This window comes from Klebsiella sp. 141161 (genome assembly GCF_050600815.1).
In the GTDB taxonomy this organism is placed as follows: Bacteria; Pseudomonadota; Gammaproteobacteria; order Enterobacterales; family Enterobacteriaceae; genus Klebsiella; species Klebsiella aerogenes.
Genome location: NZ_JAQIRN010000001.1, coordinates 400199 through 425200, shown reverse-complemented (window position 1 = coordinate 425200; position 25002 = coordinate 400199). Strand labels below are relative to the sequence as shown.

At 57.5% G+C, this 25002-nt stretch carries 25 protein-coding genes; 19 read left to right on the top strand and 6 right to left on the bottom strand.

The window, feature by feature from the left end:
* The first annotated feature begins 5 nt into the window (after nucleotides 1–5).
* Nucleotides 6–329, top strand: coding sequence for a YdbL family protein (locus PGR79_RS02085; protein WP_015366327.1), 324 nt, complete (start codon nucleotides 6–8; stop codon nucleotides 327–329).
* On the opposite strand, the gene feaR is transcribed toward PGR79_RS02085, so the two are convergent.
* Nucleotides 330–1238, bottom strand: a complete 909-nt coding sequence (gene feaR, locus PGR79_RS02080) for a transcriptional regulator FeaR (RefSeq protein WP_430920976.1) — start codon at nucleotides 1236–1238, stop codon at nucleotides 330–332. It lies immediately after the preceding gene.
* A gap of 235 nt (nucleotides 1239–1473) precedes the next feature.
* Between feaR and PGR79_RS02075 the strand changes: the two genes are divergently transcribed.
* Entirely contained in the window at nucleotides 1474–2973 is a 1500-nt protein-coding gene (locus tag PGR79_RS02075) for an aldehyde dehydrogenase family protein (RefSeq protein ID WP_316424024.1), read from the top strand.
* Nucleotides 2974–3111: 138 nt separating this feature from the next.
* On the top strand, nucleotides 3112–4062 hold the full coding sequence (locus PGR79_RS02070) for a zinc-dependent alcohol dehydrogenase family protein (protein ID WP_113373214.1): 951 nt from the start codon (nucleotides 3112–3114) through the stop codon (nucleotides 4060–4062).
* 2 nt (nucleotides 4063–4064) lie between these two features.
* Here the strand turns inward: PGR79_RS02070 and tynA are convergent, their stop codons facing one another.
* Together tynA and paaZ are read right to left on the bottom strand one after the other, a co-directional pair.
* The gene (gene tynA, locus PGR79_RS02065) at nucleotides 4065–6332 is read right to left on the bottom strand and encodes a primary-amine oxidase (RefSeq protein ID WP_113373215.1); all 2268 of its coding nucleotides are present in this window, start codon (nucleotides 6330–6332) and stop codon (nucleotides 4065–4067) included.
* A gap of 183 nt (nucleotides 6333–6515) precedes the next feature.
* Nucleotides 6516–8561, bottom strand: coding sequence for a phenylacetic acid degradation bifunctional protein PaaZ (gene paaZ / locus PGR79_RS02060; protein ID WP_113373217.1), 2046 nt, complete (start codon nucleotides 8559–8561; stop codon nucleotides 6516–6518).
* Nucleotides 8562–8847: 286 nt separating this feature from the next.
* On the opposite strand from paaZ, the gene paaA reads away from it, so the two are divergent.
* From paaA to PGR79_RS01980, 16 genes are all read left to right on the top strand, one after another.
* On the top strand, nucleotides 8848–9777 hold the full coding sequence (gene paaA / locus PGR79_RS02055; protein WP_004176377.1) for a 1,2-phenylacetyl-CoA epoxidase subunit PaaA: 930 nt from the start codon (nucleotides 8848–8850) through the stop codon (nucleotides 9775–9777).
* Nucleotides 9778–9788: 11 nt separating this feature from the next.
* On the top strand, nucleotides 9789–10076 hold the full coding sequence (paaB, locus tag PGR79_RS02050) for a 1,2-phenylacetyl-CoA epoxidase subunit PaaB (protein WP_004224492.1): 288 nt from the start codon (nucleotides 9789–9791) through the stop codon (nucleotides 10074–10076).
* 7 nt (nucleotides 10077–10083) lie between these two features.
* A complete protein-coding gene (paaC, locus tag PGR79_RS02045) occupies nucleotides 10084–10839 on the top strand; it encodes a 1,2-phenylacetyl-CoA epoxidase subunit PaaC (protein ID WP_430920973.1) in 756 nt (251 codons plus the stop codon).
* Between the two features lie 11 nt (nucleotides 10840–10850).
* Nucleotides 10851–11348: a 1,2-phenylacetyl-CoA epoxidase subunit PaaD gene (gene paaD, locus PGR79_RS02040; RefSeq protein WP_430920971.1), complete on the top strand. Its 498-nt coding sequence runs from the start codon at nucleotides 10851–10853 to the stop codon at nucleotides 11346–11348.
* A 7-nt stretch (nucleotides 11349–11355) separates the two neighbouring features.
* Nucleotides 11356–12426 carry a 1,2-phenylacetyl-CoA epoxidase subunit PaaE gene (gene paaE, locus PGR79_RS02035; RefSeq protein ID WP_113373221.1) on the top strand — a complete coding sequence of 357 codons (1071 nt, stop codon included), beginning with the start codon at nucleotides 11356–11358 and terminating at the stop codon, nucleotides 12424–12426.
* Nucleotides 12423–13190, top strand: a complete 768-nt coding sequence (gene paaF, locus PGR79_RS02030) for a 2,3-dehydroadipyl-CoA hydratase PaaF (protein WP_113373222.1) — start codon at nucleotides 12423–12425, stop codon at nucleotides 13188–13190. The genes paaE and paaF overlap by 4 nt, the downstream gene beginning before the upstream one ends.
* Nucleotides 13191–13192: 2 nt before the next feature.
* The gene (paaG, locus tag PGR79_RS02025; protein WP_032711767.1) at nucleotides 13193–13981 is read left to right on the top strand and encodes a 2-(1,2-epoxy-1,2-dihydrophenyl)acetyl-CoA isomerase PaaG; all 789 of its coding nucleotides are present in this window, start codon (nucleotides 13193–13195) and stop codon (nucleotides 13979–13981) included.
* Nucleotides 13982–13984: 3 nt separating this feature from the next.
* A complete protein-coding gene (locus tag PGR79_RS02020; RefSeq protein WP_113373223.1) occupies nucleotides 13985–15406 on the top strand; it encodes a 3-hydroxyacyl-CoA dehydrogenase in 1422 nt (473 codons plus the stop codon).
* Nucleotides 15396–15818, top strand: coding sequence for a hydroxyphenylacetyl-CoA thioesterase PaaI (gene paaI / locus PGR79_RS02015; protein ID WP_113373224.1), 423 nt, complete (start codon nucleotides 15396–15398; stop codon nucleotides 15816–15818). Before PGR79_RS02020 ends, paaI begins: the two co-directional genes overlap by 11 nt.
* Nucleotides 15818–17023: a 3-oxoadipyl-CoA thiolase gene (gene pcaF / locus PGR79_RS02010; protein WP_113373225.1), complete on the top strand. Its 1206-nt coding sequence runs from the start codon at nucleotides 15818–15820 to the stop codon at nucleotides 17021–17023. Before paaI ends, pcaF begins: the two co-directional genes overlap by 1 nt.
* 26 nt (nucleotides 17024–17049) lie before the next feature.
* Nucleotides 17050–18366, top strand: coding sequence for a phenylacetate--CoA ligase PaaK (gene paaK, locus PGR79_RS02005; protein ID WP_004224503.1), 1317 nt, complete (start codon nucleotides 17050–17052; stop codon nucleotides 18364–18366).
* A 99-nt stretch (nucleotides 18367–18465) separates the two neighbouring features.
* Nucleotides 18466–19392, top strand: coding sequence for a phenylacetic acid degradation operon negative regulatory protein PaaX (gene paaX, locus PGR79_RS02000; RefSeq protein WP_026612287.1), 927 nt, complete (start codon nucleotides 18466–18468; stop codon nucleotides 19390–19392).
* Between the two features lie 9 nt (nucleotides 19393–19401).
* Nucleotides 19402–19998: a phenylacetic acid degradation protein PaaY gene (gene paaY / locus PGR79_RS01995; protein ID WP_113373226.1), complete on the top strand. Its 597-nt coding sequence runs from the start codon at nucleotides 19402–19404 to the stop codon at nucleotides 19996–19998.
* A 120-nt stretch (nucleotides 19999–20118) separates the two neighbouring features.
* Complete coding sequence (locus PGR79_RS01990) at nucleotides 20119–20721, top strand: CDP-alcohol phosphatidyltransferase family protein (protein ID WP_113373227.1); 603 nt, start codon at nucleotides 20119–20121, stop codon at nucleotides 20719–20721.
* On the top strand, nucleotides 20718–21635 hold the full coding sequence (locus PGR79_RS01985; RefSeq protein WP_113373228.1) for a phosphatidate cytidylyltransferase: 918 nt from the start codon (nucleotides 20718–20720) through the stop codon (nucleotides 21633–21635). The genes PGR79_RS01990 and PGR79_RS01985 overlap by 4 nt, the downstream gene beginning before the upstream one ends.
* A 4-nt stretch (nucleotides 21636–21639) precedes the next feature.
* A complete protein-coding gene (locus tag PGR79_RS01980) occupies nucleotides 21640–22281 on the top strand; it encodes a lysophospholipid acyltransferase family protein (protein WP_113373472.1) in 642 nt (213 codons plus the stop codon).
* A 194-nt stretch (nucleotides 22282–22475) separates the two neighbouring features.
* Here the strand turns inward: PGR79_RS01980 and PGR79_RS01975 are convergent, their stop codons facing one another.
* Genes PGR79_RS01975 through PGR79_RS01965 form a run of 3 tightly spaced genes read right to left on the bottom strand, consistent with a single transcriptional unit; the run spans nucleotide 22476 to nucleotide 25002 of the window.
* Entirely contained in the window at nucleotides 22476–22943 is a 468-nt protein-coding gene (locus PGR79_RS01975; RefSeq protein ID WP_113373229.1) for a tellurium resistance protein TerW, read from the bottom strand.
* Between the two features lie 38 nt (nucleotides 22944–22981).
* Nucleotides 22982–23929, bottom strand: coding sequence for an HpcH/HpaI aldolase/citrate lyase family protein (locus PGR79_RS01970; RefSeq protein WP_113373230.1), 948 nt, complete (start codon nucleotides 23927–23929; stop codon nucleotides 22982–22984).
* Nucleotides 23929–25002 carry a cysteine protease StiP family protein gene (locus PGR79_RS01965; protein ID WP_113373231.1) on the bottom strand — a complete coding sequence of 358 codons (1074 nt, stop codon included), beginning with the start codon at nucleotides 25000–25002 and terminating at the stop codon, nucleotides 23929–23931. The genes PGR79_RS01970 and PGR79_RS01965 overlap by 1 nt, the downstream gene beginning before the upstream one ends.

Sequence of the window (25002 nt, the reverse complement as noted above, 5' to 3'; positions counted from 1 at the left end):
CGATGATGAGAAAACGACTGCTGACTGCCACCCTGGCGTTAATGCTGTTGAGTAGCCCGGCGCTGGCGCTGACCTTGAATGAGGCGCGGGCGCAGGGGCGAGTAGGAGAAACGCTGAACGGCTATCTGGCGCCGCTGAAACAGGATGCGCAGACGTTGGCGTTAGTTAAACAGATTAATGCTGCGCGCAGCGAAAGTTATCAGCAACTGGCGGATGACAATAACCTGCCGGTGGATGAAGTAGCGAAAATGGCCGGGCAGAAGCTGGTCGCCCGGGCGCAGCCGGGGGAATATGTGCAGGGTATTAACGGCAAATGGCTGCGCAAATAGTTAACGATAGCGCTTGCGGTATTCGCCAGGCGACACGCCGAAGCGCTGCTTAAACGCCGTTGAAAAATGGCTATGGTCGCTAAATCCCCAACTGTAGCCAATTCCCGCCAGTTTCTCTTCATCGTGCGCGTTTTGTAACGCCCGGGCGCACAGGTCAAGACGCCGGTTTTTAATATACTGCGCGACCACCAGACCCTTATCGGCAAACAGGCGGTACAGGCTGCGTACCGACATGCCGGTTTCCCCGGCCAACCACTCCGGACGCAGCTGTTCCGACTGTATCGACTCATCAATCAACGCCATAATTTTTTGAAATTGCTTGTCGCGGCGCGTCGGCGGCGCTTCATGCTGCTGTAGCATCGGTCGCAGCAGACAGACGATGGCCTCCAGCGCCGCTTCGCCTTCGCTTTCTGAGAGCGCCGGGCTGCGCATGCTTTCTTGCAGCAGCCGCTGGCTAAGTTGGACCATCGGCAGCGTTTTATTCAGCCGGGTGGCGATGCTGATGTCGCTGCCGTGCAGCTGGCTTTCCACGAGCTGGCGAGGCAGCAGCAGCGAAGCCTGTTTTGACGTGTGTTGCCAGAAGATAGAGCAGGGACGAGAAGCATCAATGAGCGTGATATCGCCGGCCTCGAGCACCACCTGGCGCTCGTCCTGCTCGATTGCCGCTTGGCCTTCGAGCTGAAAAACGGTATAGAACCAGGCGTCGTTGTCGCGTTTGATTTCGTTACGGGTGCGGTAAAGATTGACGCCGCGGGCGGTGACGGTACTGACTTTGAGACTACCGGTATAGCTTGCATCAATCTCGCCATGGAATTCGTCGCCCAGCGGACGAGCGGCAAAATGGCCGCACACTTGATTAATCTTTGCTAACCAACGCTGATAGTCCTGCCCGCTTTCTACCGTCGCCATCGTCTGCACCTTGTAAAAATAATGTTTCTGCATTGTTGCATTTATGCCGTTAGTGGCAAGAGCGCAGCGTGGAGTATATGAAAGAACTATTACCTGCGGCACATTTCACCGCCTTTCTGGGTGCTTAATTGCGGGACCTGTCACAGCGGCAACAACGATTGTCACAGAGAAAAAAGCGCAAATGGCTGACCCATCCTAGACTGTGTTCACTATCCGCGAACAATAAGGAAGTCGCATGTCCACATCACAGGTCGCGCTGCTCGCCAGCGTACAGCAGTTTCTCGATAGACAGCATGGCTTATATATTGATGGCAACCAGCAGGCGGCGCAGAGTGAAAAACGCTTAACCGTCTGGGACCCGGCCACCGGCCAGGCGATTGCCACTACGGCAGATGCTAATGCCGCCGACGTTGACCGCGCGGTGATGTCCGCCTGGCGCGCTTTTGTCGCCCGTAGCTGGGCCGGGCGCACGCCGGCCGACCGCGAGCGGATCCTGCTGCGTTTCGCCGATCTGGTGGAACAGCATGGTGAAGAGCTGGCGCAGCTCGAAACCCTTGAACAGGGGAAGTCGATCAATATTTCGCGCGCGTTTGAAGTCGGTTGCACCCTCAACTGGATGCGCTACACCGCCGGGCTGACCACCAAAATCAGCGGCCGTACGCTGGACGTTTCCATTCCGTTCCCGGAAGGCGCGCGCTATCAGGCGTGGACCCGTAAAGAGCCGGTTGGGGTAGTGGCGGGGATTGTTCCGTGGAACTTCCCGCTGATGATCGGCATGTGGAAAGTGATGCCGGCGCTGGCTTCCGGCTGTTCCATTGTGATTAAACCCTCCGAGACGACGCCGTTAACGTTGCTACGGGTAGCGGAGCTGGCAACGGAAGCCGGGATCCCGGATGGCGTCTTTAACGTTGTCACCGGCAGCGGCGCCGAGTGCGGGGCGGCCTTAACTACCCATCCGCAGGTAGCGAAAGTGAGCTTCACCGGTTCGACCGCCACCGGCAAACAGATTGCCCGCGCGGCAGCTGACCGTCTGACCCGCGTAACCCTTGAACTCGGCGGCAAAAACCCGGCCATCGTACTGAAAGATGCCGATCCGCAGTGGGTGATTGAAGGGTTGATGACCGGAAGTTTCCTCAATCAGGGGCAGGTATGCGCCGCCAGTTCGCGGATCTATATCGAAGCGCCGCTGTTTGATAACCTGGTGGCAGGCTTTGAGCAGGCGGTTAAGTCGCTGCAGGTGGGGCCGGGAATGGTTGAAACGACGCAGATTAACCCGGTGGTGTCGCAGGCGCACTGCGCCAAAGTGGCCGCTTATCTGGATGAAGCGCGTCAACAAAACGCCGAGCTGATTAGCGGTAACGTTGGGCCGAATGGTAACGGTTTTTATATTGCGCCGACGCTGGTGATTAATCCGGATGCCGGGCTGCGCCTGAATCGCGAAGAGGTGTTTGGCCCGGTGGTGAACCTGGTGCGCGTCGCCGATGGCGAAGAGGCGCTACGCTTAGCCAACGACAGCGATTTCGGTCTTACCGCCAGCGTCTGGACCCGCGACCTGACTCAGGCGCTGAACTATACCGATCGCCTGCAGGCCGGTACGGTATGGGTTAACAGCCATACGCTGATTGATGCCAACCTGCCGTTCGGCGGAATGAAGCAGTCAGGTACCGGGCGCGATTTTGGCCCGGACTGGCTGGACGACTGGTGCGAAACCAAATCGGTGTGCGTGCGCTACTGATTTTTTGTCGGATGGCGCTACGCTTATCCGACCTACAGCGCTGTGCGATTTGGTAGCCCGGAGAAGGCGCAATGCGCCTCTTCCCCCTGAGCGCTGATTTGCTATGATCGGCGCTCTTTTTTCTGATGTTGCCCCGCTATGTGGAATGATGCGCTTTGCTATCAGCAGTACGGCGCGCCGGAAACGGTGCTCGCGCTGCATCACCTGCCGTTGCCGCCGCTGGCGCCCGGACTTGTTCGGGTACAAATGCGCTATGCCCCGGTCAACCCTTCCGATCTGATCCCCATTACCGGCGCTTACCGCCATCGTACGACGCCACCATCGGTGGCGGGCTATGAAGGCGTTGGGGTGGTGATTGAAGACTCGACGAGTGGGCGCCCACGACTGGGGCAGCGGGTCCTACCGCTACGCGGCGCCGGAACCTGGCAGCGTTATCTTGATATTGATCCGCGCTGGCTGGTGCCGGTCGCTGAAGACATCGATGACATCGTGGCCGCGCGCGGCTATATCAATCCGCTGACCGCGATGCTGATGCTCACGCGCTGGCCGGTAGCGGGAAAGCATGTGCTTTTGACCGCTGCTTCATCGTCCTGCGCCAGTTTGCTGGCGCAATGGGCGCTCGCCATGGGGGCGCGATCGGTCAGCGGTATTATTCGCTCGCCGCAGCACATCCCGCGCTTGCAGCAATATGGCGTCTATCCGCTACTCGAAGGCGATAGCGCGCTGATTGAACAAGTAAGCCAGTACAGCGATCTGGTGTTTGATGCGGTGGGCGGTGAGCTGGCGAATTTTCTGCTGGCGGTACTGCCGGTGTCGTCAACGCTGGTCTCTTATGGCTTGTTATCCGGTAAACCGCTCATCCAGACGCGAGGCAGCGCATCGGTACGCAAATTTCATCTGCGGGAGGCCTTACCGACACTCAGCGTTGATGCGTGGCAGGCGGCGTTTGCCGGGATCTGGCGACAGCTGCCGACCACTGCGCAGCCCGCGGCGCAGGTGATAAAGCTGTGCGACTGGCGTGAGGCGATTGCCGCCGCAGGCCAGCCGGGAAGAGGCGGTAAAATCCTGCTCGATTTCACCGCGGGTTAAGATTACTTTTTCTTCTCGCCAAGGGTTGGGGTTTCGTCAAAGAAGTTCCACGGCTTGAGCAACGCATGCGCCCATTCGGTCGGCATAATTGGCCACTCTTCGGCGCGCGCGACGTGGGTGGTGCCGGTGGTGATCCACACGACGTCATCGTGGTTAGTCAGCGACTCATCATCCTTCGCGTACTGCCCTAAGCCGGTATCCTGGGCGGAACGGTTGGGATATTTCCCTTCCGGATAACGCTCTGTCGGGTGGTAACGCGTCACCCACAGCTGTTTATCCATAAAGCTCAGACGATGATATATCCACTCGTCCGGGGCGAACTTGGCGCCAGTCGCCGCCGGGTGCGTGCCGCCGGCATAAGGGATAATCTGGTAAGAGACCGGGTTACCCATGCGGTTCTCTTTGCTGGTGTTGCTCAGCAGGCGGATAGTGCCAGGGTCGAATTTCTGCGCCGCTTTCTGCTCGCTATCGATTGTGTATTGATTCACCTGCATGGTGCTGGTGCGCGGGCCGCCGGCGGTGTTTGGCTTCACTTCAGGATCCATCGCCACCAGGGTGTTGTTTTCACCGTCCACGTCAAGATCGAGGCGGAAATTATAAATATGCTGGTGGGTGGTGCCGACAATATTATGGTCGATCAGCGTCCCGTAGCGGGTATCCTCTTTGGCGCTGGGGTCGTGCATGGTCTTCGCCATCACGCCTTTCACCGCTTCAATGCCGGTGGCGCCGGCATCGATACCGATGGTGCCGTTGTCATGGAACACCCAGTCAAAGATATAATCATAGTTCCCGACGGTACTGATCCAGCGCACCACCAGTTCCCGGCGTTCGGTGCTGACGTTAGGTTTGCCCATTTCCAGATGCTTATATTCCGGCCCGGCATAGCGTTCGAATATGGCGACCGCGCCTGGAATAGTGGTCGGTTTGCCGGTGTAATCGGCGATAGTTTCGTCCAGCAGTACCGCATTTGACGGCGCATCTTTACCGCGAACAATCGGCGATGTTAGGGTGCCCATGCCGTAATCGCCGGAGTCCAGATAGGCTTTGAAATACCAGCCGACGTCAGGGTCGCCGTAGGGGACGATCATCCCGCCGAGTGAACCTTCATACATTACCTGGCGTTTTGTGCCGTTGTCGTTGTAAGTCACCGTCGAGAGAATGGGCCCGACGCGCGAGTTCAGGCGCAGATGAAAATCCCAGTTCCGCCAGTGAATGGTATCGCCGGTGATCGTGTAGTTTTTGCCTTCCGGTTCGGTTATCTCCAGCGGTTTCACCGCCGGGGCGTTGCGGTCGCGACCATCATACGGACGTGGCTCCATCGGTACCGGGATCACCGGGCCTTCTTCGATTTTGATGATTTTCTTCGCTTCAAGGTCGACCACCGCCACCAGGTTTTCAATCGGGTGCGCCCAGTAGTTGCCGTCGCCGGTATCCAGATAACTGACGACTTTCAGCAGACGCGCATCCTGTTGCAGGCCATCTTTGCCATCAAAGTAGCCGACGGTGAGCGGGGTGGTGACCACTTTACTGGGATCGGTAATACCGTGCTTTTTCAGCACCTCAGCGAACTCGCTGCTGGCATTGATAATGTTCTGCACGCTGACGAAGTCATCGAGCAGTACCATCCCGTGGGCGCCTTTAATCGGCGTCCATGAGAGGATTTTTTTGTTTTGCAGATCGACGACGGCTTCAATGACGTGTTTGCCATCGAGCATCACCACATCGGCGGTGCGCGGGGCATCAACGGGCGTTCCCTGCAGGGCAAAGGCCCATACCGCCGCTTTATCCGGCTCGTGTAAGGAAATCTCAGTAAAGCGGGTATTCGGCTGGAACTCCGGCGCGGCTTTGACAATGGTCACTGCTTCACCGATTTCCGCCGCCGAGAGCGAGTTTAGCGGGTGAGGGCGTTTTTCTACCTGGAAGGTCTGATCGAGACCGGACTGGAATACATCGTTGATAAAGGTATCGGAGACCCAGGCTTTACCTTCCTTCATTACTACCGGCACCTGTAGATCAAGGGGTTTACCGTTGACGATCGCCGTTTTGGCGCCGGGTTTTACTTTGACGTAAGCGCCGTCTTTTATCAGGGTAAACATTTGCGCGTAGTCATCCCACTGCACATCGGCGCCGAACGCCTGCAGCGTTTTATCCAACGGCACCATGTGCGCTTCGCTACCGTGAGCGAAAACCGGTGATTGCCAGGCGCAAACCACCGCGACAGCCAGCGCCAGCGCGGTTTTACGAGGGGAAAACATCAAGCCGTTTGCCATTGTGACCTCATCTTATTGTTGTGTTGTTGTTGCCGCTGCGAATGTCGGCTTTGTTACGCTTACCCTAGCAGTCTGCCGCCCGGGAACGTTTGTTTGCTTTTGCCAGCTTGTTTGTCAGTTTTGCCAGACGGACGTAAAAAATGCCTCCGTAGAGGCATTAAGCGCGTGGTACCTGCGTGTTGACTACGCCGGGAAGTCTCCCTGCTGGCGCGCCACCAGGGTAAGAATGGAATACAGCGCCACCGCCTGCTGATGCTGGTTGAAAATCTCGACTGCCCATTCCACCACACCGGTGGCTTTTTCATCGGCGCTGCGCTGACGTTTAACCGTTTTCCGCTTACAGGTCAGACGAACCTGAATGGTGTCTCCCGGTTTGACCGGCTCAATAAAGCGCAGGTTTTCCATGCCGTAGTTGGCGATAACCGGCCCGACGCCGGCATCAACGAACAGCCCGGCCGCAGCTGAAATCAGGAAATAGCCGTGGACCACCCGTTCGCCGAAAATCGACTCGGCGGCGGCGATTTTGTCCATGTGCGCGTAGAAGTGATCGCCGCTCAGGCAGGCGAAATTAACGATATCCGCTTCGGTCAGCGTTCGGCGCGGGGTGAATAGGCTATCGCCAGGTTGGATCTCTTCGAAGTATTTACGGAACGGGTGAATGCGGTCTTCGCTCACCTGAGCGCCGCGCACCCACTGCTGGCTTATGGTCGCCAGCATCGTTGGGCTGCCCTGAATCGCGGTACGCTGCATATAGTGTTTCACCGAACGCAGTCCGCCGAGCTCTTCTCCGCCGCCAGCACGGCCGGGGCCGCCGTGTACCAGCTGCGGCAGCGGCGAACCGTGGCCGGTTGATTCTACGGAGGATGCTTCGTTCAGAATCTGAATACGGCCATGCGCGCGCGCGGCGCCAAGGATAAACTCACGCGCCAGCTCGCCGCTGGCGGTGACCAGCGTACCAGCCAGGCTACCGCCGCCGGCGCGTGCCAGCGTGAGCGCATGCTGGCGGTCGCGATACGGCATCAGCGTCGCTACCGGGCCAAAGACTTCAATGGCGTGAACCTCTGGCGTTTCATCCGGCTGCGGGCAGTACAGCAGGGTCGGCGGGAAGAACGCGCCATCAGCGTTAAGATCTGCCTGTCCGCCGAGCAGCGCTTCACAGCCGGCGGCAATCAGTTTATTGACGTTATCCTGCACATCCTGACGCTGTTCGCGATTAACCAGGGCCCCCATCTTAATGCCCTCCTGAGCAGGGTCACCGACGGTTACTTTATGCAGGCGGGAGATCAGTGCATCGCTAACCGCATTAATCTGAGCCAGTGGCACGATGATTCTGCGGATAGCGGTACATTTTTGCCCGGCTTTCGCCGTCATCTCGCGGACCACTTCCCGAATAAACAGCGCAAATTCCGGTTGCTCCGGCGTGACGTCTTCACCTAATACGCAGCAGTTGAGCGAATCTGCTTCCATGGTAAAGGGAATAGATTTGGCCACCAGGTTAGGGTGAGTCCGTAGCTGCTGGCCGGTGGCGGCTGAGCCGGTAAAGGTCACTACGTCCTGGCTATCGAGATGGTCGAGAAGATCGCCCGCGCCGCCGCAAATCAGGCTGATGGCGCCTTCCGGCACCAGGCCGCTGTCGACAATCGCTTTCACCATTGCCTGGGTGAGCTGGGCGGTAGCGGTTGCCGGTTTAATGATAGCAGGCATGCCGGCAAGCCAGGTCGGCGCCAGTTTTTCCAGCATTCCCCAGCAGGGGAAGTTGAAGGCGTTGATATGTACGGCGACGCCCGATTTCGAGGTCAGCACGTGACGTGCGGCAAAACCGCCTTGTTTGGAGAGCGGGATCAGCTCGTCTTCCGGCCACAGAATATCGTCCGGCAGTTCGCGGCTACCGAGCCCGGCATAAGTGAACAAAGTACCGATACCGCCTTCAATATCCACCCAACTGTCGGCGCGAGTGGCGCCGGTTTGCGCGGAGATGGCGTAGAACTCGTCTTTCTGCTCCAGCAACCGTTTTGCTACCGCTTTCAGCATCGCGCTGCGTTCAATAAAGGTCATCGCCTGCAGGGCTTTGCCACCGCGTTCAATCGCGAAGCGGCGCGCCTGCGCCATATCCAGGCCTTCACTGGTCACCTCCCAAAGCGCCGCGCCGGTAATGGCGTGATAGATAGTACGGGCGCGGCCCCGGCCGGTCTGCCAGGCGCCGGATAAGTAGCTGGCTAACTGCTGCATCGCAAATCTCCAAATGTGTTACGTGTGTTATCTATAAATAGTTCTTTTATGAATCATAAAAATCAAGTCCGAATTTAATAATTTATTAACATTGTGATCGGGGGTTAATCAGGGGTTGTGTTTATGTTTCTGATTTATTTGCTGTTTACAAAAGGTTTTGCGGTTGTTATCACAAAAAGAACAAACAAAATTTGTGGTTTTATTTAACCAATATGTAACCTTCAATAAACGAAATGATTCACATAAATGTTTTTGTTGTGAATATCGGAATCATAAAGGTGATGACGTGACAGAAGAACAACGCTTTGACCAGCGCATCGCGCAGGAAACGGCCATCGAACCGCAGGACTGGATGCCGGATGCCTATCGTAAGACCTTGATTCGTCAGATAGGTCAACACGCGCACTCGGAGATCGTCGGCATGCTGCCGGAAGGCAACTGGATCACCCGCGCGCCGACGCTGCGCCGTAAAGCGATTCTGTTGGCTAAGGTACAGGATGAGGCCGGACACGGGCTGTATCTCTATAGCGCCGCGGAAACGCTGGGCTGCGCCCGGGAAGACCTGTATCAGAAAATGCTCGACGGGCAGATGAAATATTCCTCTATTTTTAACTACCCGACCCTCAGCTGGGCCGATATCGGCGTGATCGGCTGGCTGGTCGATGGCGCGGCCATCGTCAACCAGGTGGCGCTGTGCCGGACCTCCTACGGCCCCTATGCCCGGGCGATGGTCAAAATCTGCAAAGAAGAGAGTTTTCACCAGCGCCAGGGATTTGAAGCCTGCATGGCGCTGGCGCAGGGCAATGACGCGCAGCGGCAGATGCTGCAGGACGCTATTAACCGCTTCTGGTGGCCGGCGCTGATGATGTTTGGCCCTAACGATGACAACTCGCCGAACAGCGCCCGCAGCATGGCGTGGAAAATCAAACTGCACTCCAACGACGAGCTACGTCAGCGCTTCGTCGATAACACCGTGCCGCAGGTAGAGATCCTCGGTATGACCGTACCGGACCCGGATCTGCAGTTTGATGAAGCCAGCGGCCACTACCGCTTTGGCGAAATCGACTGGCAGGAATTTAACGAGGTGATTAGCGGCCGTGGCATTTGCAACCACGAGCGGCTTGCCGCCAAGCGTAAGGCCTGGGAAGAGGGCGAATGGGTGCGCGAAGCCGCGCTGGCCCATGCGCAAAAACAGCAGGCCCGCAGCGCGGCATGAGGAGAGACAACATGAGCAAAGTTTACTGGCCGTTATATGAAGTGTTCGTTCGCAGCAAACAGGGGTTATCCCATCGTCACGTCGGCAGTCTGCACGCTGCCGATGATCAAATGGCGTTGGAGAATGCCCGCGATGCCTACACCCGCCGCAGCGAAGGCTGCTCAATTTGGGTAGTGAAGGCCAGCGAAATCGTTGCTTCGCAGCCGGAAGAACGCGGCGAATTCTTCGACCCGGCGGAAAGCAAAGTCTACCGTCATCCGACTTTCTATACCGTGCCGGACGGCATGGAACATATGTGAGGCGGCGATGAATAACCCTAACCCCGTAGCCACCTACGCCCTGCGCCTTGGCGACAATGGTCTGGTTCTGGCCCAGCGTTTAGGCGCCTGGTGCGGCCATGCGCCCGAGCTCGAGATCGATCTTGCGCTGGCCAACATCGGCCTCGACCTGCTCGGCCAGGCGCGCAATTTTTTAAGCTATGCCGCCGAGCTTAACGGCTGCGGCGACGAAGATACGCTGGCCTTTGGCCGCGATGAGCGCCAGTTCAGCAACCTGCTGCTGGTGGAGCAGCCAAACGGCAATTTTGCCGACACTATCGCCCGCCAGTTCTTTATCGACGTCTGCCACGTCGCCCTGTTCAGCCGCCTGGTGAACAGCCGCGATACGCAGCTGGCGGCCATTGCCGCTAAAGGGCTGAAAGAGGTGCGTTACCACCAGCGTTTTAGCCGCGGCTGGCTGGAGCGACTGGGTAACGGCACCGAGATATCAAACCGCAAAATGCAGCAGGCGGTCGACAATCTGTGGCGCTTCACCGGCGAACTGTTCCTGGCTGATGAAGTGGAGCTCAGCCTGTTTGAGCAGGGTATTGCGGTTGATCCGCGTGAACTGCAGGCCGAATGGCAGAGCATTGTGCAAACCGCGCTGCTTGACTCTGGCTTACAAATCCCGCAGGAAGCTGCCTTCCGCAGCGGTGGCAAACAGGGGCTGCACAGTGAACATCTCGGCCCGCTGCTGGCGGAGATGCAGTATCTGCAGCGTTCGCATCCCGGACTGCAGTGGTAAGTGAGGTGACTATGCAACGTCTTGCCGATATCGCTCCTGCAGAGGTTCGCACCATCTGGGGATTATTAAGCGCGATCCCGGATCCGGAAGTGCCGGTACTCACCATCACCGACCTCGGAATGGTGCGCAGCGTCGCGCACCACGGCGACGGCTGGGTGATTGGCTTTACCCCGACCTATTCGGGCTGTCCGGCGACGGAGCATCTGCTGGGCGAGATCCGTACGGTCATGAGCGAGCATGGCTTTGTGCCGGTACATATCGTCCTGCAGCTGGATCCGCCGTGGACCACCGACTGGATGAGTCAGGATGCCCGCGAGCGCCTGCGCCAGTACGGCATCAGCCCGCCCCAGGGGCACGCCTGCCATGCGGACATGCCCGCTGAGGTGAGCTGTCCGCGCTGCGGCAGCACCTATACCTCGCTGATTAGCGAATTCGGTTCCACGGCCTGTAAAGCGCTGTATCGCTGCGACAGCTGCCGCGAACCTTTTGATTACTTTAAATGTATTTGAGGTTGCCATGACGACGTTCCATTCGCTTAAGGTGGCGAGAGTCGAGCCGGAAACCCGCGATGCGGTGACCATCACTTTTGCGATTCCGCAAGCCCTGCAGGCGGAGTACTGCTTTCGTCCGGGCCAGCATCTGACGCTAAAAGCCCGTCTGGGCGGCGAAGAACTGCGCCGCTGTTATTCCATTTGTCGCAGCCGCACGCCAGGGGAAATTAGCGTCGCGGTCAAGGCCATCGATGGCGGGCGCTTCTCGCGCTACGCCCAGCACGATATCCAGCAGGGTATGGAGCTGGAGGTGATGGTGCCGCAGGGGCATTTCGGTTATCAACCGCAGGCTGAACGGCAGGGTGAATATCTGGCGATTACCGCCGGTTCCGGGATCACGCCGATGATGGCTATCATTAGCGCGACGCTGGCGACCGAGGTGCAAAGCCGCTTCACGCTGATCTACGGTAACCGCAGCAGCCATAGCATGATGTTCCGCCAGGCGCTGGCCGATTTAAAAGACCGCTATCCGCAGCGCCTGCAGGTGATACATCTGTTTAGCCAGGAGTCGATGGACAGCGATCTGCTACAGGGCCGTATTGACGGCGACAAACTGCGCCAGCTCGCTGACCATCTGCTGGATTTTAGCCGTTTCGACGAGGCCTTTATCTGCGGTCCGGCGGTGATGATGGATGAGGCGGAAACGACGCTGCGCGAACTTGGCGTGCCGGAGAAGTCCATTCATCTCGAACGCTTCAATACGCCAGGCGGCAATGTGAAGCGCGCTGCCGGTGTGCAGGCGGAAGGGCGCACGGTGACCATCCGCCAGGATGGGCGCGATCGGCTTATCGCCCTCAGCGCCGAAGACGACAGCATCCTGGATGCCGCATTGCGTCAGGGCGCCGATCTGCCGTTCGCCTGTAAGGGCGGGGTATGCGCTACCTGTAAATGCAAAGTGCTACGCGGTGAAGTGGCGATGGCCGCCAATTACAGCCTGGAAGCGGATGAGCTGGCGGCGGGTTACGTGCTGAGCTGCCAGTCGTTGCCAACCAGCGGCGATGTGGTGGTCGACTTTGACGCGCGGGGGATGGCATGAGTGACCTGCTGATCCACCGTCATGGCCGGGTGTTACAGCTGACGCTGAACCGCCCGCAGGCCCGCAACGCGCTGAACAATGCCCTCTTAACCCAGATTGCCGAGGTGCTGGAGGCGGCGTCAATTGATGACAGCGTCGGCGTATGCGTTATCAGCGGTAACGCGCGTTTTTTCGCCGCCGGGGCCGATCTCAACGAGATGGCGGAAAAAGATCTGCCAGCCACCCTTGATGATGTTCGCCCACGGTTGTGGGCGCGTATCGATGCTTTCACTAAACCGCTCATCGCTTCGGTCAACGGCTACGCGCTTGGCGCCGGCTGCGAGTTGGCCCTGCTGTGTGACCTGATTGTTGCCGGTGACAATGCCCGCTTTGGCCTGCCGGAAATTACCCTCGGCATTATGCCGGGTGCGGGCGGCACCCAGCGTTTGATCCGCAGCGTTGGCAAGGCGTTGGCCAGTCGGATGGTGCTGAGCGGTGAGAGTATTGACGCCCGCCAGGCGCAGCAGGCCGGGCTGGTTAGCGATATCCATCCGGCGGCGTTAACCGATGAGTATGCCCTGAAACTGGCAACCACCATTGCCAGCCATTCGCCGCTGGCGCTACGGGCGGCAAAACAGTCGCTGCGCCTGTCGCAGGAAGTCAGCCTGCAGGCCGGTCTGCAACAGGAGCGCCAGCTGTTTAGCCTGCTGAGCGCTACCGAGGACCGTCGCGAAGGCATCGACGCTTTCTTACAAAAACGTACACCGGAATTTAAAGGACGCTAATCGTGGAAGCTTTCATTCTCAGCGCAGTGGAACAGGGCGTCATGACCATTACCCTCAATCGCCCGGACCGCCTCAACAGTTTTAACGATCTGATGCATCAACAGCTGGCGGAATGTCTGAAGCAGGCCGAGCGTGATGACGGCGTGCGCTGCTTGCTGATCACCGGCGCTGGTCGCGGCTTTTGCGCCGGCCAGGATTTGAACGACCGCAATGTCGACCCCAGCGGCCCGCCGCCGGATCTCGGCCTGTCGGTAGAACGTTTTTATAACCCGCTGGTACGCCGTCTGGCGGCGCTGCCGAAGCCGGTTATCTGCGCGGTCAACGGCGTTGCCGCCGGCGCGGGCGCTACCCTGGCGCTGGGCTGCGATATCGTGCTGGCCGCGCGTTCAGCCAAATTTGTGATGGCGTTCAGCAAGCTCGGCCTGGTGCCGGACTGCGGCGGCAGCTGGTTCCTGCCGCGGGTGGCCGGCCGTGCGCGCGCGATGGGGCTGGCGCTGTTGGGCGATAGCCTCAGCGCGGAACAGGCCGCGCAGTGGGGGATTATCTGGCAACTGGTGGACGATTCAGAACTGGCGGATACCAGTCTGCAACTGGCGCGCCATCTGGCGGCGCAACCGACGTTTGGTCTTGGGCTGATTAAAAAGGCGCTGCTGGCTTCTGAAACCAACAGTCTCGATGCGCAGCTGGATCTTGAGCGCGATTATCAGCGCCTGGCCGGGCGCAGCGATGATTACCGCGAAGGGGTCAGCGCGTTTCTGGCCAAGCGGCCACCACAGTTCAGCGGGAAATAGGCCATGACAACATCCTTAGCCACCGTGGCGGTGATTGGCAGCGGCACCATGGGAGCCGGTATTGCCGAAGTAGCCGCTGCCGCCGGACATCCGGTGCTTATTTTCGATATTAATGCAACCGCGATTGCCCAGGCGATCGACGGCATTGCTATGCGTCTGGCATCGCGGGTCGAGCGCGGCAAACTGGCCTCAGAGCAGGCCGACGCGCTGCTGGCGCGCCTGCATCCGGCTCACGATTTAGCCGCGCTTGCCGACGCAGATTTAGTAATTGAAGCGGCCTCTGAACGGCTGGAGGTCAAAACGGCGCTGTTCGCACAGCTGGCGGAGATATGCGCGCCGTCAACGCTGTTGACCAGTAATACCTCGTCTATTTCGATTACCGCCATCGCCGCCGGGGTCAAAAACCCGGAGCGGGTGGCCGGGCTGCACTTTTTTAATCCGGCGCCGGTGATGAAACTGGTCGAGGTAGTGAGTGGGCTCGAGACGTCTGATGAGGTGGTAGAGCAGCTGTGCCAGTGCGTAAGCGGCTGGGGGAAACAGCCGGTGCGCTGCCGCTCAACGCCCGGTTTTATCGTTAACCGCGTAGCGCGTCCCTTCTACGCCGAGGCCTGGCGCGCGCTGGAAGAGCAGGTTGCCGCCCCTGAGGTTATTGATGCCGCGTTGCGTGACGGCGGCGGTTTTCCGATGGGACCGCTGGCATTGACTGACCTGATTGGCCAGGACGTCAACTTCGCCGTGACCTGTTCGGTGTTTAACGCCTTCTGGCAGGACCGCCGCTACCTACCATCGCTACTACAGCAAGAGCTGGCGCTGGCCGGGCGATTGGGTAAAAAGAGCGGCCACGGCGTCTATCGCTGGCCCGCCGAGACGCAGCCGGACGCGGCGCTGCCGCCGGTATCTAGTGGTGTTCAATCTATTACGGTTGTAAGTGACAGTGTCACAGAACTCGATGAACTCTTATTGTTGGAGACCGAAGGCGAAACGGCATTGGCGCTGAGCCTTAAGCATAAACGCCCGGTGGTGGTGTATGACCTGTGCGCCAGCGATACGGTGGTGCTGGCCGCAGCGGCGACCAACGCGCCTGCGGCCACTGATAAGGCCGTGCATTACTTCCAACGGCAGGGCAAGAAAGTCCTGCGTATTGCCGACTATCCCGGCCTGCTAGTGTGGCGCACGGTGGCGATGCTGATTAACGAAGCGCTTGATGCGGTGCAAAAAGGGATTGCCAGCCCGCAAGACATCGATACCGCGATGCGCCTTGGCGTCAACTATCCGTACGGCCCGCTGGCGTGGGGAGAACGCCTCGGCTGGCGGCGGGTGCTGCAACTGCTGGAGAACCTGCAACACCATTATGGCGAGGAGCGCTATCGCCCCAGTTCCCTGTTGCGCCAGAAGGCGCTGATGGAGAAGCACCATGAGCAATGATCCGTGGCGCAACGCGCGCGTGATGTACGAAAAAGATACCTGCGCCAGAAAGATGGGGATCGAACTTATCGAAATGGACGACGGTTTTGCGCAGATGAGCATGACCGTCTCGGCGGACATGCTTAACGGCCATCAAACCTGTCACGGCGGTCAACTATTTACGCTTGCCGATACCGCTTTCGCTTACGCCTGTAACAGCCAGGGGCTGGCGGCGGTGGCCTCGGCGGCGAGCATTGATTTTCTTCGTCCGGCGTTTGCCGGCGACAGGCTGGTCGCCACCGCAAGAGTCAAACAGCAGGGCAAGCTGACCGGCGTCTACGACATCGAAATTGTTAATCAACAGCAAAAGATTGTGGCCCTGTTCCGCGGCAAATCGTACCGCATCGGCGGCACAATCACGGGAGAAGTGTAATGCGCGACGCCTTTATTTGTGACGGGATCCGCACGCCGATTGGCCGCTACGGCGGAGCGCTGGCCGGCGTCCGCGCCGACGATCTGGCGGCGATCCCGCTGCGTGAGCTGCTAAGCCGTAACCCCGGGCTCGACCCGGCAGCGATTGATGATGTGATTTTCGGTTGTGCGAACCAGGCCGGTGAGGATAACCGCAACGTAGCGCACATGGCGACGCTATTGGCCGGTTATCCGCATACCGTACCGGGCACCACGATTAACCGCTTGTGCGGATCGGGTCTGGATGCAATCGGTTTTGCCGCCAGGGCGATCAAAGCCGGCGATGCCGATCTGCTGATTGCCGGCGGCGTCGAATCGATGTCGCGCGCGCCATTCGTGATGGGAAAAGCCAGCACGCCGTACCAGCGTCAGGCGGAACTCTTTGATACCACGATTGGCTGGCGTTTTGTGAACCCGCTCATGGCGCAACAATTCGGAACTGACAGCATGCCGGAAACGGCAGAGAATGTAGCTGAATTGTTAAATATTAGCCGGGCCGATCAGGACGCTTTCGCCTGGCGCAGCCAACAGCGCACGGCGCAGGCCCAGCGCGACGGCATTCTGGCGCAGGAAATCGTGCCGGTGCAGATCATCGGCAAGAAAGGAGCGGTCAGCGCGGTACGCGATGATGAGCATCCTCGACCGGAAACCACGCTTGAGCAACTCGCGCTATTAAAAGCGCCGTTCCGGAAAGGCGGGGTCATTACGGCTGGAAATGCTTCCGGCGTTAACGATGGCGCAGCGGCGCTGATTATCGCCAGTGAACAGCAGGCCAGCGTGCAGGGGCTCACGCCGCGCGCGCGTATTGTGGCGATGGCGACGGCGGGTGTTGAGCCGCGCCTGATGGGCCTGGGGCCGGTACCGGCAGTGCGTAAAGTGCTGGAGCGAGCCGGGCTCAATATTAACGATATGGACCTGATTGAGCTGAATGAGGCCTTCGCCGCGCAGGCGCTGGGGGTGCTCAGACAACTCGGCGTGCCGGATGATGCGTCGCACGTGAACCCCAACGGCGGCGCCATCGCGTTAGGCCATCCGCTGGGCATGAGCGGCGCGCGGCTGGCGCTCAGCGCCAGCCTTGAGCTGCAACGCCGGGGCGGACGTTATGCGCTGTGTACGATGTGTATTGGCGTGGGTCAGGGCATTGCCATGATCCTCGAGCGAGTGTGAGCTAATTTACCTGCGAGTACCCTACAATGATAACTACTACAAAATTAGATCCGATTGAAACCGCATCGCGTGATGAACTGCAGGCCCTGCAAACCCAGCGCCTGAAATGGACGCTCAAGCATGCGTATGAAAATGTGCCGATGTATCGCCGCAAATTCGACGCCGCCGGTGTGCACCCTGACGATTTTCGGGAATTAAACGATCTGAAAAAATTCCCCTGTACCACTAAACAAGATCTGCGCGACAACTATCCCTTCGATACCTTTGCGGTGCCGATGGAGCAGGTGGTGCGCATTCACGCTTCATCCGGCACCACCGGCAAACCGACGGTGGTAGGTTATACGCAAAACGATATTGATAACTGGGCCAATATTGTCGCCCGTTCGCTGCGTGCGGCCGGAGGTTCAGCGAAAGATAAAATTCACGTCGCCTACGGCTACGGCCTGTTTACCGGCGGCCTTGGCGCGCACTACGGCGCGGAGCGTTTAGGCGCGACGGTGATCCCGATGTCCGGCGGACAGACCGAAAAACAGGCGCAGCTGATCCGCGACTTCCAGCCGGATATGATCATGGTGACGCCGTCCTACTGCCTGAATCTGATTGAAGAGCTGGAACGCCAGATGGGCGGCGATGCCCGCGGCTGTTCATTGCGGGTCGGCGTGTTTGGCGCCGAGCCGTGGACGCTGGCGATGCGCGCGGAAATCGAGCGCCGCCTGGGGATCACCGCGCTGGATATTTACGGTCTGTCAGAGGTGATGGGGCCGGGGGTGGCGATGGAGTGTCTGGAAACCGTTGATGGCCCGACCATCTGGGAAGACCACTTCTTCCCGGAAATCGTCAACCCGGACGACGGTACGCCGCTGGAGGATGGCGAGCATGGCGAACTGTTGTTTACCACGTTGACCAAAGAAGCGCTGCCGGTGATCCGCTATCGTACCCGCGACCTGACGCGCCTGCTGCCGGGAACCGCGCGGACCATGCGCCGCATGGATCGCATCAGTGGACGCAGCGACGATATGTTGATTATCCGCGGGGTTAACGTCTTCCCCTCGCAGCTGGAAGAGGAGATCCTCAAGTTTGAACACCTGGCGCCGCACTATCAGTTAGAGGTCAATCGCCGCGGTCATCTTGATTCGCTGGCGGTACGCGTTGAGCTGAAAGAGAGCGGGCTGGCGTTAAGTCATGAACAACGCTGCCAGATTTGCCATCAGTTGCGTCACCGTATTAAGTCGATGGTCGGGATCTCCACCGATATTACTATCGTCAACTGCGGCAGCATTCCGCGCTCTGAAGGGAAAGCCTGTCGGGTATTCGACCTGCGTAAAGCGGTGGTCAGCGGTTAATTCTTTCCCCGGTAACCCGGCTGAGGCCTTTACGCCGTAAGCCGGGAATTTCCTGTGCTATGATTCATAAAGGAAAAATATAACAACAGAATGAATCAGATGAGTAAACTCGACGCCTTTATTCAACAAGCGGTGACGGCGATGCCGATAAGCGGCACGTCATTGATTGCCTCGCTGTATGGCGACGCCTTATTACAACGCGGTGGGGAAGTGTGGCTGGGTAGCGTCGCGGCGCTGCTGGAAGGATTAGGATTTGGCGAGCGCTTTGTTCGCACCGCGCTATTTCGCCTCAATAAAGAAGAGTGGCTCGACGTCGTGCGTATCGGCCGGCGTAGCTTCTATCGCCTGAGCGATAAAGGACTACGTCTGACCCGGCGCGCGGAACATAAAATCTATCGGGCGAATGCCCCGGAATGGGACGGAACCTGGCTGCTGCTATTGTCGGAAGGGTTAGAAAAAACGGTTCTGGCGGAAGTCAAAAAGCAACTGTTATGGCAGGGATTTGGCGCGCTGGCGCCGAGCCTGCTGGCCTCGCCGTCGCAAAAGCTGGCCGATGTCCAATCGCTGCTACATGAAGCGGGCGTTGCCGAAAACGTCATCTGTTTTGAAGCCCATTCGCCGCTGGCGCTCTCAAGGGCGGCGCTGCGCGACCGCGTAGAAGAGTGCTGGCATCTCACCGAACAAAATGAGATGTACGAGGCGTTTATCGCATTGTTCCGACCGTTACTGCCGCTGCTGCGCGACAGCGAACCGTCAGAATTGACGCCGGAGCGCTGTTTCCAGATCCAACTGCTCCTTATCCATTTCTATCGCCGGGTGGTGCTTAAAGACCCGCTGCTGCCGGAAGAGCTGCTTCCCGCACACTGGGCCGGGCAAACCGCGCGGCAGCTGTGCATCAATATTTATCAACGCGTGACCCCCGGCGCGCTGGCGTTTGTCGGCGAGAAAGGTGAAAGCTCGGTTGGCGAGCTTCCCGCGCCGGGACCGCTTTATTTTCAACGCTTTGGCGGTTTGCCGGGCGTCTAAGGAGATTGCATGCCGATTTATCAGATTGATGGGCTGACGCCAGTGGTGCCGGATGAGAGCTATGTTCATCCGACGGCGGTACTCATTGGCGACGTGATCCTGGGAAAAGGGGTCTATGTTGGGCCTAATGCCAGCCTGCGCGGCGATTTTGGCCGTATTGTAGTAAAAGACGGAGCCAATATTCAGGATAACTGCGTCATGCACGGCTTCCCCGGTCAGGATACCGTGGTGGAAGAGGACGGTCACATCGGCCACGGCGCCATCCTGCATGGCTGTGTGATTGGCCGCAACGCGCTGGTGGGAATGAGCGCGGTGATTATCGACGGGGCGGTAATTGGCGAAAATAGTATTGTCGGCGCTTCTGCTTTCGTAAAAGCGAAAGCGGAAATGCCCGCTAACCATTTAATTATCGGCAGCCCGGCAAAAGCGATTCGTACGCTGAGCGAACAGGAGCTGGAGTGGAAAAAACACGGTACCCGTGAATACCAGGTGCTGGTCGAACGCTGTAAGCAGACGCTACATCAGGTGGAGCCATTAAAAGAGATGGAGGCCGGGCGCAAGCGTCTGGAATTTGATGAAAACCTGCGGCCAAAATCGTCGAGCTGAATGTTATTAATTTTTTTATTAGCTTGTTGAATATTAACGGATTCTGAATTTTACTTTGCCGTCTTTTGTCACGCAGCGGCTAAGCGCAATATGGTCCTTTGACTTTATCGAGGATCGACAATGACGCTTTACAGCGTGAAACCTGCGTTTCAGGCGCTGCTGCGGCCAATCATGTTCTGGTTGGCGAAGCGAGCGGTCACCGCCAATCAGGTGACGCTCGCCGCCTTGTTATTATCCGTTCTGACCGGCTTAGTCCTGGCGATCTTTCCGCATTACACTCTTTACTGGATACTTCCAGTCGTTCTGTTTATCCGTATGGCGCTGAATGCGCTTGATGGCATGCTGGCCCGAGAGTGTCGTCAGCAGTCCCGACTCGGCGCGGTGCTCAACGAATTTGGCGATGTGATCTCCGATGTTGCGTTATATCTTCCTTTTTTATTGCTTCCCGGTAGCCATCCGACGCTGGTGTTAACAATGCTGCTTTGTACGGTTCTCAGTGAGTTTGCCGGAGTGCTGACGCAGGCGATTGGCGGCGGACGTAGTTACGCCGGGCCGATGGGGAAAAGCGATCGCGCTATGGTGTTTGGCGGTTGGGGGATAGCATTGAACCTGTGGCCGGACGTGGCGGTATGGAGCAATATGCTGTGGGGGCTCGTTACCTTGCTGCTTATCTGGACCATTATCAACCGCTGTTCCAGCGTTCTGCCCGGAGCCAGGGCATGACGCTATTGCTGCGTTCTCTGGCGGTTATCTTTTTGCTATTGCTATTGGCGACAGCGGTGGATGGCCTGCCGCGCTGGCGGAAGCCTGAGAAAAACTGGCGTGAGTTGACCTTACGGATCCACACCTGGTGGGTGATTATCGTCCTTTTTTCGCTGGCGTTGCTCAGCCCGCGCTGGTTGGCGCTGACCTTTTTCGCGCTGGTCAGCTTTATGGCGCTGAAAGAGTTCTTGACTCTGGTGCCCTCCCGACAGGCTGACCGCATGCCCGTACTGTGGATGTTCATCGCCATCCCCATCAACTATTGGCTAATCAGTATTGGCTGGTACGGTCTGTATATCATTTTCATTCCGGTGTACGCCTTTTTATTCCTGCCTGCGAGAATGGTTCTGGCGGGTGATACCCGGGGGTTTTTACATAGCGCCGCGCAGCACCATTGGGGGCTGATGACCACCGTCTTCGCTTTTAGCCACGTGGCTTCTTTGCTGGTGTTGCCAACCAACGGTCAGCAAACCGGCGCGCTGCTGGTGCTGTTTCTGGTGGGCTTAACCGAATTCAACGACATTGCGCAGTATCTTTGGGGTAAATCATTGGGGCGGATCAAAATCACGCCAACCGTGAGCCCAAATAAGACCCTGGCCGGGTTGCTTGGCGGTATTGGCTGCACCACGCTGGCCGCATGGCTGCTGGGGCCGATAATGACGCCGCTTAACTGGCAGATGTCGTTATTGGCGGGCGCGATGATCGGCAGCGCGGGTTTCTGCGGAGATGTGGTGATGTCGGCGGTGAAACGCGATATTGGGGTGAAAGACAGCGGTACCTTGCTGCCGGGCCACGGCGGCATTCTTGACCGGCTGGACTCTCTTATCTTTACCGCGCCGGTATTCTTCCATTTTATTCGTTATTCCTGCTACTGACATGATGCTAAAAAATGGCTTTAGAATGCTGTTTGCGATACTGGTTATCTGGCCATTAGCCTGGCTGTGGCTAGGGCTGCGGGTGAAACATCGTGAGCGCCTGCCGGAAAAGGGGCCGGCGATCGTGGTGGCTAATCATAACAGCCATATGGATGTGTTCGCGCTGCTGGCGCTATTTTCGTTGCGAACGCAGAGACAAGTTCATCCAGTGGCGGCGGCGGACTATTTTTTACGTAATAAAGCGCTGGCCTGGTTCACCCTGAATGTACTGAATATTATTCCCGTAGCGCGCCGCGGGCAGGGGAAAAATCCGTTAGCGGCCTGTGAACAAGCGCTACGTGATGAACAAATCCTGATCCTTTTTCCTGAAGGTACCCGCGGACAACCGGGAGTGATAACGCCGATAAAATCAGGGCTTTGGTATCTCAGCCAAAGTTTGCCGCAGGTCGCTATTATCCCTATAGGGCTCAAAGGTACCGAACGGGTGATGGCTAAAGGCAACCGCATTCCTTTACCCCTGTTCATCGACGTCAATATTGGCGAGCCGTTATATTTCCATCCGGATAAACAGCAGTTTAAAGACCAGATAGGGCGGCAGTTACTGTTGCTCAGCGTTTCCTTTAATGGAGAAGAACCGCATGGCTGAGCCCCGCGTGGCGTAAGAACGTACCGTTGTCACCCGCGACGTTACGGCTTCATATTACTGTTGCTGGCCGGTACGATTCCCGGCGCTACCTGACTGCAGATATTGAGTGGCTAAATTGAGATAACGGGGTTGATAGCGTGACAGCTCAAGTAGATGTTTGTTGCCGCCCGGACATAGGGCGGCGAACGATATAATCAGCGCTTTTGGTTGTAAAATGAATCAATTAATTCATCAATAAACTTTTGCGCCAGCATCTCTACCGCGCCGCTACGGGTAAGCATCGCCAGGCAGGCCAGCCGGTCCAGTTTACGTAGCACCGAGCGTTTAACCGACAGCGAAATAGCCGTTTTTTGATCCTTATTCAATACGACTTTACCCGAAGTCATCGGCATTTTTAGGTCGCTATTGACACGGATCGCTTCTGCCATTCGCTCCATCATCTCCTTCGTCAAGGAGCCACTAGCGACAAGTTGATAGGTATGGGCGGCTTTACTGTATTTTATTTCCGCCGCATAGGTATCACGCAACGTTTTCAGCGTTCTTGATAACGTTGGATCCGAACAACCTAGCTTTTCCAGCAGTTCCGTTGAGGGGACCGGTTGCCCGTTGCCGAGAATCAGCGCGAGTTTAAAAATGCGCTCTTGTTTACTATTTAATCTCATCCTGAGGCCATCGCATTATCCATAGTGTAGTGTGTCGGTTAATTTATCGACCCTTGGGCAAAAGCGTCTTGGGCGAATTCGCTAACGATACCGTAATGGGCTGCTCTGGCCAGGATGGCTGCAGCCCAGTTGCGATGGGTGGCCGGTTCGCACATTGTCCCTTGAGATTTAAACACAGCCTGGCTGGAGTTAAGGATCCGTAGCGCATCAGCGTGTTCGCCGGGTGTGACCATTAGCGCGCGTTCAATCGTCAGCAATTGATTGGGATGAATAGCTGTTTTTCCGACCAGACCGTGGGCCATATCCAGCTGCAGTTCCCGCGCCATGATCTCCTGGCTATCGATATGTTCGCAAACCGGCGCGGTAAGGGCGAAATGATAAGGAGAGAAAACAGATACCAGCATTTTGATAACGTATCCCATTGGCCCGTCGTACAGCGTCAGGTTACGCGAACGACGCAGCGAGATAACATTCATGAGATCGTTACCACCGATACGCAAGGCGATTATCCGGGCTCGACAGGGATGAGCGCTGAGTTCTACGGCAAGTTGGCGCATTTTCTCGCAATCAAATACCTCTTCGGTTTCCAGCGTTGGCATCATGCTCAGAGAAGTGCTGCCGATCGCTCGCCACCAGCCAGCCAGTGAATGGTGAGTGAATTTGGGTATGACCATGCCGTCAATGGCCGTCAAATCAAAGTTCTCGATTAGTTGTTTCGCCATGGTTAGATGTCGTGGACGAATAAATACCAGCGGCCAGAGACGGTGCTCTTGTGTTGCTTTGGCATGGGCCAGCTGTGTACAGAGCTTTTCGAGGTTTACCAGAGCGTGGTTGATATCGCTATCGCTAACCGAATCCTCAAGACAGATCACTAATGAGCGTAGTCCTTTCATTTTGCCGTCAATGATGGTTGAGGCAATATCATGGCGCGTGGCGGGCATGTATAGGGTCGCTCCCAGATTCCATGCCGAGAGACGTGTTTTCATTAAAATACCTTCTTGATAATAGTGACGGCACGGTATTGGCCGATTTCATCGCCAACTTCGCTTACGTGAATACCTTTATCGCGGGCTAACGCAATCAGTAGCGCAACATCCGGATCGTTAATGGCGCGCACCAGAACATGATCGGGTACCCTGCGAAGCACCGCTCGTGTTGCTTCTGCGATGCCTGGTTTGATGCGGTTAAGATTGTCGACGGCATATCGTTCAGCAAGGTGGAGCACTACAGTTTCGCTTTTGCGTCGAAGTCTGGCTTTCTGCGCTAAATCAGGTTTAATCTGCGCGGCGGATAGTAGCGTCTGTCGATAGTTGTCAACGGTATCAACCAGTAGCTGGCCGCATTCAAAATCAGCCAAATGATCGCATTGCACACAACCGTGAAAGCCGACCGGTGACCACAAAGAGCGAGAAATCAGACCCGATACCGGCGCGCCCATGATTCCGAAGGGGATTAACCAGTCATCGTCGGACGCGGACAACCACGCGCAGCCGCAGGGATCGGCTAACACCACCAGTCTGGGATCGGCGGGGTAGCCTTTACGGCCATGTAGCGAACGTTGCAGCTGCGAGCGAATGGCGCCTTTGCCGGTCCATCCGTCGACAAAGACGATACCTTGCGTGCCGTGACGGTGTTCAATCCAGTCAAGCGCGGCGCTATCAATACCGCGATCGCGAATGATGCTAATACCGTAGTGGAAGGACGTTCTACCCGCATCACGCAGCGCACGCTGTAGCATCACCCCTAGCGGCACACCCGCGCGCACTAAACTTACCAGTATGATAGGCGTATCAGTGAACTGCGCGATGAGCGTTTGACAGAGCTGCTGCACCTCGTTAGCCATACGTGGCGTTTCACGCTGCAGGGCCTTGGCAAAAAGATTAAGATGCCACTGACTTGGCGCGGGCTCCTGGCTGAGCAGGTCGGAATAGTGCGCTTTACCCGATTGAATCAACACCTCTTTTTCATCAACCGACGTCATGGCGATATTCACCGGACTGAGTAGAAAGCGGACGTCATTTTGCGGAAAAGCGCCGGAAAAGTGATGGAGCTCGTGCAT